General features: G+C 33.9%; 8 protein-coding genes. 1 reads left to right on the forward strand and 7 read right to left on the reverse strand.

The genetic code is table 11. The features are described from left to right. Positions 1–237 precede the first annotated feature (237 nt). The 5 genes from RTR43_RS24800 to RTR43_RS24820 form a co-directional block, all read right to left on the reverse strand. A complete protein-coding gene (locus RTR43_RS24800) occupies positions 238–2,856 on the reverse strand; it encodes an ABC transporter permease (RefSeq protein ID WP_312476540.1) in 2,619 nt (872 codons plus the stop codon). Further along, the gene (locus tag RTR43_RS24805) at positions 2,853–3,542 is read right to left on the reverse strand and encodes an ABC transporter ATP-binding protein (protein ID WP_312476544.1); all 690 of its coding nucleotides are present in this window, start codon (positions 3,540–3,542) and stop codon (positions 2,853–2,855) included. The genes RTR43_RS24800 and RTR43_RS24805 overlap by 4 nt, the downstream gene beginning before the upstream one ends. 21 nt (positions 3,543–3,563) lie before the next feature. Then, positions 3,564–4,379 carry a hypothetical protein gene (locus tag RTR43_RS24810; RefSeq protein ID WP_312476547.1) on the reverse strand — a complete coding sequence of 272 codons (816 nt, stop codon included), beginning with the start codon at positions 4,377–4,379 and terminating at the stop codon, positions 3,564–3,566. Beyond that, a complete protein-coding gene (locus RTR43_RS24815) occupies positions 4,351–4,890 on the reverse strand; it encodes an RNA polymerase sigma factor (RefSeq protein ID WP_312476549.1) in 540 nt (179 codons plus the stop codon). Before RTR43_RS24815 ends, RTR43_RS24810 begins: the two co-directional genes overlap by 29 nt. Positions 4,891–5,226: 336 nt before the next feature. Then, a complete protein-coding gene (locus tag RTR43_RS24820) occupies positions 5,227–5,829 on the reverse strand; it encodes a hypothetical protein (protein WP_312476553.1) in 603 nt (200 codons plus the stop codon). A 2,028-nt stretch (positions 5,830–7,857) separates the two neighbouring features. Here RTR43_RS24820 and RTR43_RS24825 point away from each other — a divergent pair. Next, positions 7,858–8,166 carry a helix-turn-helix transcriptional regulator gene (locus RTR43_RS24825; RefSeq protein ID WP_312476556.1) on the forward strand — a complete coding sequence of 103 codons (309 nt, stop codon included), beginning with the start codon at positions 7,858–7,860 and terminating at the stop codon, positions 8,164–8,166. A 440-nt stretch (positions 8,167–8,606) separates the two neighbouring features. Here the strand turns inward: RTR43_RS24825 and RTR43_RS24830 are convergent, their stop codons facing one another. Both RTR43_RS24830 and RTR43_RS24835 read right to left on the reverse strand, forming a co-directional pair. Next, complete coding sequence (locus RTR43_RS24830; RefSeq protein WP_312476558.1) at positions 8,607–9,548, reverse strand: acetyl-CoA carboxylase carboxyltransferase subunit alpha; 942 nt, start codon at positions 9,546–9,548, stop codon at positions 8,607–8,609. A 36-nt stretch (positions 9,549–9,584) separates the two neighbouring features. After that, positions 9,585–10,031 (reverse strand): MarR family winged helix-turn-helix transcriptional regulator, encoded by a 447-nt coding sequence (locus RTR43_RS24835; protein WP_312476561.1) that lies wholly within the window; start codon positions 10,029–10,031, stop codon positions 9,585–9,587. Positions 10,032–10,725 lie beyond the last annotated feature (694 nt).

Here is a 10,725-nt window from a genome sequence, read left to right on the forward strand (position 1 = left end):
ATGTTTTTAAATGTTTATACCTAATTAGTTCGCCACTTGAATTGACCACAACTTCCCAGCTTTGCACTAAAAGTATATACCCTTGATAAATACCACTTCCTCTTTCTTAGAATCCTTGTGATTCTAGAGACAGGGGTGGGTATTTTTCATAGTCAGTAACCCGCAATACTTAAAAGTATATATCCGATGGTTATTCAACCTACTCAAACACTTAATTATTTTAAGTGAGATTCAACTTTACCGTCCAAAACCTTTCATCCCTTCAATAGGTTCCACTTTCATAGCCATTCTAGAAGGAAGCCATCCTGCAACTATTCCAACAAGTATTGGACTAAGACAAGTGATAAGTGGTAACCACATTTCATTGAATGGAATTGGACCGTACATAAAATACATAATGCCCAGTGAAATTAGGCCCCCTAAAACTCCACCTAAGAATCCAATAACCGCTCCTTCAACCAACACCATTAAACGAATATGCTTATTTTTCCACCCTAATGCTTTTAATAATGAAATTTCGTTACTTCTTTCTTTTATGTTTTGCCACAAAATTTCTGAAGTAGTTAATATGGAAATAATTAAAGAAATGGCAACTGCAATATAATGTGGAGTTCCGACTTCCATAGATACATATTGACCTAACCAAGATGTATATAACACACCTTTTAAACGAAAAGAAACGAATATGAACAGAATTAACAATGCCGTAGGCAAAGCTATGGCAATGATTGAAACTAAATTTCGATTCAGCCTGCCAATAACCGTATTGAAAACCATTGACAGTAACCCTTGCGTCCTTAAAGCTCTTTTCCCGAATACACTTATTTCTCCTGTTCTCATTACCTGCGACGGATTAATTTTATTTATTAAACGCGTAGGACCTATAGGACCAATGATATAGATTAACAATACAAAGATCGTAATCAAGAGTGCTTGCGAAATGGATAAAGAAGCTGCATTTCTGAAACTAAACCCTAATTGAACTAGTAATGTTACAACCGTTACCATTACACCTATTAATAATGACTCCATCATTAAGAGATTCTTTAATTGCCTTGGTTTCCAACCTATAGCAAGAAGTACCGCGAATTCCTGTTTTCTTGTTAGAAAAGAAACTAAACTAGTTGAGAAAACATAAATCATCGCAACAAGAATCGTACTAATAATGATTCCTGAGTATCCAAGCTTTGTTTCCTGAAAAATACCTATTGCTGCACCAATTTTTATCCAAGGCTGTTCAATCCAGCCAAGCGCCTCATGATTTCTTACTTTCGGGATATTTATTAATAATGGCTGGGGTGAAGACCCTAAAGTAACGTCTGTCTCAAGCCCTGTTTGTTGCTCAATTTCTTTCGCAACTGATTCTAGTCTTTTCTGACTTTCCTCACCCAATGACGTAACATTTTTTACCTTTATTCGGATGGCAGAGATGGGTTTATCCCCCAAAATTTGTTGTGCCGCTTCTATCGTCGTCAGCATAGTCGGGGCCTGCATCATATAACCGTAAATATTAGAAGTAGGATTCATCTGTGTTGGCGGATTCACAGGTTGTCCGTCTTCATTCAGGACAAGTTTGGCCGTAGGAATTTTATAGGTTTCCATTGGTAGCTCATTCTCAGGATCCTTTGAAATCGTTAATTTTTTTGGATCATAAAAACCGACGAAGTAAGGGCTTAATCTTGGATTATTACGTAAGCTTGGATCCGTTAATTCAGGCTTACGGTAGGTGTAACTTTCTTTAATAGCAGTTTCGCCTTCGTAAGGAATCACTTCAAATGCCTGATTCCACCTTTCGGGAAAAGGATTTTCAATTGATTTGTACCTTAATGAACCTGTTTTTTCAAGCAGAATCGCACCGAGGTCCACATTCGTACTACTGAAAGTTGGATTCCTTTTGCCTGATATAGGATCTACCCCTGATAGATTGGCTAATAATAAGTTATGCGCTTCTTCAGAAGTATAGGTAAATGTTTTGGTGTCAGTGGATGGCAGCGATTTTAAATATTTCTCCCCGCCGTTTTTTTCAACAACCCCTAATGATTTTTGTATGGTATCAAGGTCTCCATAAGGGATATCCAGTTTTTCTAATTTAAAGGTGTATGTTTGCTTCAAAAAGGATTGATTACTTAGGATGACTGGAAAGGTTGTTTGCTTTGCATCTATTGTGAATCCAAACTCTTTTAAATCATCGGAACTTACAGAGTTACTTTTTGAAAAATAGCTTTTTTGCCCATCAATAGTGACCATTGCTTTATCAAGACCCACAAGTTTGGCTTCCTGTTCAGGGTCGACAGCAGCTAACAGGACCCTTGTATAGCTTGAGAGATTATTTTCAAACCCAACAATTCCATATTTCTTATAAATATCTGGACTGGGTATATCATACATTCCCCTAGAAAAATAGAAGTCATATGTATCTGTAATAGAATCCAGTCCGTTGTTGTCAGTCGTTGTAGTGGTAAGACGATATATGCCCGGCTCCTTTTTATCAATTTTTTCAAATTCCACATCATAACCTGTGAAACCAATCATACTTATAGGAGCAGCGATATCGATATCTGGAATATTCTTGATTCTTTCATAGTCTTCTAAAGAAATCCCACCAGAAATTCCACTTAAATAATTAGGATCAAAGAGATTGTCCTTCTCTGTTATACTTTTCGTTCCTTTTGGCCTCACGACAATATCATAAGATGCAGACCATTTCTTTTGAAGCGAATTGATTACTGTTCCTTTATTGGTTTCAGACAGCCCGATTAAAGTACTAAGTCCTCCACTTATCAATAAGGCACCAATCATCATGAGAATAAAACGTCCTTTTTGCCGCCGCCAACCTTTCAAAATAAAGGAAATCATATTGGACAGCCTTCCCGATCCCTGATGACAGATCCATCTATCATTTCGATTACTCGTCCAGCTCTTTCTGCGAGTACGGGGTCATGTGTGACAACAATTACTCCACAATTATTCGTTTTATTTAGTTGTAAAAGCAATGAAAATATCGAGTTGCCAGTCTCAGTATCTAAATTTCCTGTTGGCTCGTCTGCTAAAATCCAATCAGGATTGGCTATTAGGGCTCGTGCAATAGCGACACGCTGCTGCTGGCCCCCGGAGAGTTGGGAAGGGAAAGAGTTTAGTTTATCTTCCAGCCCTACCAGAATTAACAGCTCTTTTGCCCGTTCCGTTTTATTAAAAGATATTTTCCGATTGAACAATGGAATCATCACATTTTCCAAAGCGGTAAGAGAAGGCAGCAAGTGAAATTGCTGAAAAACGAAACCTATATTGGTAAATCTTATATCTGCTAAATCGTCCAATTTTAGTTTAGAAATAGGTTTGCTATCAAAATAGACCTCTCCACTTGTTTGTTTATCCAAGGTTCCGATGATGCTTAGCAAGGTTGATTTACCGGAACCGGATGAGCCCATAATGGATACAACCTCTCCTTTAGTAAAACCAATGGTAATATCATTAAGCGCACTGGTTTTTACACCATCACCAATGTAATCCTTTGAGACATTTTTTAAAGCAATATGTTCCATAACTTAACTCCTTTTTTAAATTTACTTTTCTACATAGGACTTTGCCAGTTTTATGAGTTCTTCTTCATTGATATTTCCTCTTATTACAAAATCAATTACTTGGTCTTTATCACTTTTTACATACATATTAATCCTTTTACCGTAGTCTCCAAGATCTGTTAGTATTGCAATCACATCCTTGTTATTGAATGGAATAAATTTAGCATTAGATTGAATTTCCTCTATAGCTTTCTTCTCTTTTTTACTTAGCAATTGTCTGCTATTTTCAGCTAAAGATTGGTTTACATAAGCCCATTTATCACCACTATGCCATATATCCCAATATGTGATTGGACCCTTGAATTCTTTCGCTGTAAGAAAAGGTGGATAAACGATAACTCCCCTTGATACCTCTAACGGCATTTGTAAATCAATAGTTGGTCTCATTATTTTAAATGAAGCTCTTTTTTGTGATTCCGTCAGGCCAAAGTTTTTATGAGATTTAATCATTAAAGGAACGTTTTCAAATTCTCCCCATTTTACATCTGACGGAGGTAATACTGGCTTAATTTCAAGGTTATGCCAGATATATGAAACAGGACCGGCCTGATGATTTTCCTGAACACCACTTTTCTTATTTGCTATATTTCCGATAAGTACAAAACATAATAAACTTATGGAGACTACTGCCGTTGAAACCTTGAGCCATTCCCAATTTAGGTTAGGCAGCCGTCCCTTAGATTTTTTATCAATTTTTTCACGCAATTGGTTTTTAACAATATCTTTTCTTTCATTTACCCAAATGATTTCTTCTTCCAACTTTTCAACCTTAAAGTCTAACGATTGACGGCAGTTCAATAGCTTCATCCTCCATCAATAAGAATTTTTCGATGGTTTTGGTGGCTCTGTAGAGAGTTGTTTTTACTTTAGCTTCTGACCAACCTAATATTTCAGCAGTCTCTTTTATAGAAAATCCCTTGATTTTTCTTAACACAAATACCTCTCTTTGTGACGGCTTAAGTTGTTTTAACGCTTTCAAAATCATTCTGCCTTCTTCTTTAATTTCTACTATTTTTTCAGTCGATGAATAACTATCAACCTCTTTTTTTAATACATTTAATAACTTTTTAATTTTTGATTCTTTCCGAAAAAAATCCATCGTTGTATTATGTGCTGCTCTAAATAAATAATTTTTCACCCTATGTAAATCATTAATGCTTTCATACTTTTCATATACCTTAAGAAACGTTTCCTGCATCAAATCCTCTGCCGTTTGCGGTTCTTGAACGATAGTGTAAATGTATTTAAATATTGATACACTATAGTCTTCATACCACTTGAAAAATTGTTGATCTTTTATGGACCCCATTTTAGTTCCTCCCATTTAGTTAATAGAGAGACGTTACAATATTCAAAAAGTTACACTTTTCGAAATTCTAAATTAATATTGTTCATTAATGTTTATTTACAATAAAAAATGTCCTTCAATTACATTTAGTTCTTTCAATGGTAGCAATCTCCCTTCTTGCTTTTTAATCTTTATGTTATTAAGCCCCTAACACCAAATAACAAGCAATTTCGCAGTTTTTTCACAGTATAAAACACATATCAATTCACAAGAAAAGAGCTTGGATTCCCAAGCTCTTTTCATTTTTGATTGTTTTATTTCCTAATTAAGGGGAAAGTCCCGTTTAGGATGGATTGATTATTCATTTTGTTCCGCAAAATTATCAGTGACTTTTACATTATTTTCTTTAAGTTTTTTTAATATAAGATTTTCATATGCCTTAAATTCTGCTCTGATAGGTACGGTTATTACTTTTTTATCTTCTGTTATAAATTGATACTCATTTAAATGGATGGCATTTGTCGCTTCATTTTTTGAATAAACTATTTTCACTTCCTGAAGACTCGACCATTCATTAGTTTTTTCTCTGAGTGTGTTTAAGGAATTGTAATGGACTCCTTTTTCATCGAAATAGTAATAATTCGTAATGCCTCCCAATAAAATGGGAATGCTTAAGGAAATAAGCAACAATGTAACCCATTTCATTTTCTTAAACTCATATTTGTTTCGAATTATTAAATGTAACAATAACACTATCGGAATCCAGACCATACCTATTAAACTGGCAATATATGCTGAAGGAGGTGCTATGAAAAACCATTGCGAGCGACGGTCGTGATAAAAAGAATCTTGTATTAGACCAAGCAATAAAAATGGTGTAATAGGACTGCTTATAAATAAAATAATCATCCAAACGAGAAGAGAAGGTCCTTTTTCAGTTTTAGCTATTAATTTGCTCATTTTATCACACCTAATATTTTATTTAATGTACTAATTTTACGAATTAATTTACCATTAGGTTTCAAAACCTCCGATATTTTTCTGTATATTCAAATAATAACACAACAAATTATTTTTCTTTACAAAATATTAAAAATTGAGAATAAATTTCCTTAAAATATATTAGGTAAATATTTTATTTTTCCTACTAAAAAATGCCCCTTTTTGTGTTTTACTTGTTTGCACTTCTAAAGTAAACCCGTTAATTTTATTGGTGGTCTGTTTCTTCTTCATACAGATAGGTAAGGGTTTGAGGTTATCGCTCCCTTTTCCCCCCCGTCCACACCAGTACGTGCGACTTTCATCGCATACGCGTTCCAACTAATCCAAATCAATTTAATCATCAACACTTCTGAAATCGTACCATCTTCCGTGTCTCAATTCCTCCGTTTTAATAAGTCGGTGCGTCCCGTGGGAGGTAAACCTCTTTTAGTCTTACGAGAACCTTATTAACCGATAAAGATTTGCCTTGCATGTTTAAATGACTCTTTATTAGTCTTGGGGCTATCCCTCCATGTTGATTAGACACTTCATTGGTACTATTCCACCGCTTTCACTGATATTAAGATAAGTTATACAGCAGCTACTCTCACTCTTGCTTTCCTTATCAACATTTCTTTGGGAGTAAGCCCTCCACGTTATCAGCTTACAATGTTGAATTATATCTATTTTAGAATGAACTTAGGTGCTTCCTGTAAGCCTGTTAGCATTCATACGCCTGTAACGTATCATGGATTTTCATATTAGTTAGTCTTACTCATCCACATCTAACCTCACAATTTGGTAATATACACATTTCTATGTATCGCAGGTTTAGACCCGTACATTCAGAAGTTTGTCAGCTTAACCATTTCTTGTCTGTTTATTTGCATTCTCACCATAATCATTCAACTCCAGCATCATGAATTACACCACTCCATCGAGTAGGCTTTCGTCAGCCGAACTGCTACGGTAATTTCTCACGCCTTTTCACCGAGCTTATAACACTATCATTCTTACTAAATCCAGTGCTATTCGACTAAGAGAGAACCCTTCAAGGCGTTACCCTATCATTTGATTCTTCGATATAACCCTTCAATTCCAACGGAATTGTCTAGTCTTTACCAGAGAAATGTAGCCATTCTCCATTTAAACTAGAAACATTTCGCACAACTAAACTGCTTCGTTAGCACATTAAAAAAAGCCGCCTAAAATGGCAGCTAGATCTTAAACTCTTGGTACCCGTTTGTTTAAGAAGATTGATTATTTATTAATTCAAAATGAAATTATTATCATATATATCCACCACTAACAGGTTTTTTTGTCCCCGGTTAATTCTTCTTTAAAACATATGAGTTTTAATTCCATAAAAGAAAAAAAATATTTGAGCTAAACTAATTAAAGCAGTTCCAAATATCACAAGTAGCATTGCTTTTCTAGACGGTTCCTTTTTAGAATTATTAATAATTAAAAAAAGTCCCAATAAAGTTAAAACTGCACAAATTAAATAATAAAAAATAGGTATCACCACTTAACTTGAATTAAGATTATATTAAATACTTTAACATTATTTTATTGTTAAGAGTTAATGTTTTTTGTACCATTTTGTTCCACTAACCAGCCCCGTTACTTTAAGTACAAACTTTCACAATCTCTTTTAAAGTTTAACCTAGATATCTAGGTGTTGTTCAACAATCTTGCCTGATTGTTGAATAAGAGCTACTGTCGATTCTTTCACTAAACTGACTGTTGTTGAGGAATTTCCACAAAAATAAGCGTTAATTATGATATAATAAAAAAATGTCTAATCCCTTATGTACCAAGGTTTTAGACGTTTTTTAACCAAAGTTTATTTAAGCGTTAATTAGTATTATACGAATAGTATGTTTCTGGCTTTGAATTCATTGTCAGAGAAAAGTTATCCAATTTTTGTTTTTTTATACCAGCAATTTGAACAGAATATGCGATAGGAGATATATCCTTAATCAGGATAATCTCCGTATCGGGAAGATGCTTGATTACATTCACAATAACTTTTCAGATAATTTAACTTTAGCTAATATTGCAAAAGTGGCTGATATTGGAGAAAGAGAGTGTTTACGCTGTTTTCAAAGGACCATACAACGCTCTCCTATTCAATATTTATTGAAATATAGAATCATGCAAGGAGCAGATTTTCTTTTAAAATATCCTGCTACCAGCATTTCGGAAATTTCAAGTTTCTGTGGGCTTGACAGTCCAAGCAATTTTTCAAAAATGTTCAAACGTTTTTATAACTGTACCCCACGGGAATATAGAAACCTACATATGATGAAGTGAATTCGATTGCGATTGCCCCGTTTAGCCCAATTAATCCGAGAAGGAAAAGTGTCCAGTTCGCTTATTAAAAGGAATTAGGTCTATTCAAGACAAAATAAACTTGAAACTGCTTTGCGAGAATTGGGGAAGAATAGAAAAATCCATTTTTATATTGGATTACATATCTAAGCAAGCCCTCCTTCGACGATTCTTCAACGAACCTATATAGTGCCCAATGTGAAGTTTAAGGTAATAGACACAGACGAATCAAAACAAAGTTAAAAGGCATTAGTCCAGTGCAATACCGGATTCATGCCAAACAGTCAGCATAATGAATAACCCGTGTCTAACTTTTAAGGGTCACTTCATTTTTTTGTGACTTTTTTTTACATAGCTGTCCCTATATGTTGAGAAAGGGACTTCAAAGTGTACTACGGACTTTAAATATTTTCATTTATAATTCAAAATTCACCTATTTGTCTATACTTTTCATGTCGCTGATGTATAAGCTCTGCCGAGGATAATAGTATCAATTTTTTTAGAGATGATTCGATTACAGATTCAATCATTTTTGCCTGCGATTTTATATCATTTTGTGCTCCACCTTTAATTTCAGGAATGATTTCATCAATAATTCCTAAATGTTTCAAATCTTTAGCTGAAATTTTCATATGTTCAGCAGCTTTTGGAGCATATTTAGCGTCTTTCCATAGGATAGATGCTGCTCCTTCTGGTGAAATTACCGAGTACCATGAATTCTCTAACATATGGATATGGTTACCGACACTAATGCCAAGAGCTCCACCACTTGATGCCTCTCCAATTACAATACAAACAATTGGCACTTTAAGTGTAGCCATTTCAAATAGATTTCGAGCTATCGCTTCAGAAATTCCACGTTCTTCAGACCCTTTTCCTGGATAGGCGCCAATTGTATCAATAAATGTAATAATAGGGCGATTAAATTTATCAGCTTGTTTCATAAGTCTTAGCGCTTTTCTATAACCTTCTGGATGCGCCATTCCAAAATTTCTTTCTATACTTTCTTTTGTATTTCTACCTCTTTGTTGACCAATAACCGTAACGGGCATCCCTTTAAATTTTGCAATACCACCTATAATTGCTTTATCATCACCATATAATCGATCACCATGAAGTTCGAGAAAGTTTGTAAACAATAAAGGTATATAGTCCAATGTTGTGGGCCGGTTACGTAGCCTTGCAATTTGAACTCGTTCAAAAGGTGTAATATTAGAATAAATTATATCTTGCATTTTATTTAAACGTTTTTCTAATACATTAATTTCTGATGATATATCTACATTATTTTCTTTCATAAATTTCTTTAATTCATCTATTTTTTCTTTTAATTCAATGATAGGACGTTCAAAATCCAAACTCATTTTATCCTCCAAATGTTATGACTTTATTACCTCCCTCTAATCAAAAGGTTTAGAAATCGAGTCAATAAATAATTCAAAACCATCAACAACTTTTTTTTGTTCTGATTCTGATAAATTACCGAGAATTCTTTGATAAAAAGTAATGGAGTACTCTCTTAAGCAATTAACGGTTATGTGACCTTTTTCTGTGAGATGCAGAAAAAGTTCTCTTCTATTTTTTTCATTTACTTCACGATAAATAAGACCCTTTTTTACTAACTGGTCCACTATTCTACTTACAGTTGAATTCTCTAACATAAGTTTATTGGATAGTTCCCAAACAGTTAATTTTTCCAGCTCTAGTTCTTCTAACGCCATCATTTGAGAAACTGGTAAAGGTTTTTCAAAAGGTCCATTGGGCAATTTTTGAGATTCAAAAACCCCTTGTATTCTAATCAATTTCTTAATATCTGTTCTTAGTTTTATGGCATGTTCTCTTTTCAAAAAGGTCACCCTCCTACAACTAATGTATTATACATCAATTGTATTATACATCAATTGTATTATACATGAATATAATTTTTTTAATTTGATTTTTAACAACTTTCTTCACTATTAACCATCCCTTTTTATCCTCAATTTAAGGAGGAATTCATTTTGTTGTTATAAGTGATTGAATTCTAATTAATTTTTAAAAGTATAGAAAAATGTCTCCAATTTGCAATAGGAACTTGTATTCGGTAGTAAGTAAAATTAATCACAATTTTAATATCATAGAGAATGCCTTTTTCCATTACTGGTATCTGGTAGTCACACAATCATCGAAACAATATATGCACAACCTGGATCTACAGAGACTCTCCAGTCATTCTATAGTTCTTTCTCTTCGTTAAAATCAAAAATATTTTCATTCACCAATCTTTGAAAATATTGATCTATCTGCGCTAAGTCTGCCAGATTAGGGTTTTTATGCCACCATGTACTTAAAGTAACCATTGCAGCAACATGGAATTCTGCTAACAAGTCATGAGGGATATCGATCGTTTTGGAATGCCATACGTTTTATTATTACTGTGCTTAAAAGTAATGTATAATAATCAAACTTTTGTTCAACAGAACTGCAACGATTGTTGAAGAAGTTCCACAAAAATAAGCGTTAATACTAAAAATAAGCGTTAATCCTTCTTTTACTGAAAAA

Origin of the sequence: Neobacillus sp. (genome assembly GCF_031988165.1) — a bacterium.
Lineage (GTDB): Bacteria > Bacillota > Bacilli > Bacillales > Cytobacillaceae > Neobacillus > Neobacillus rhizosphaerae.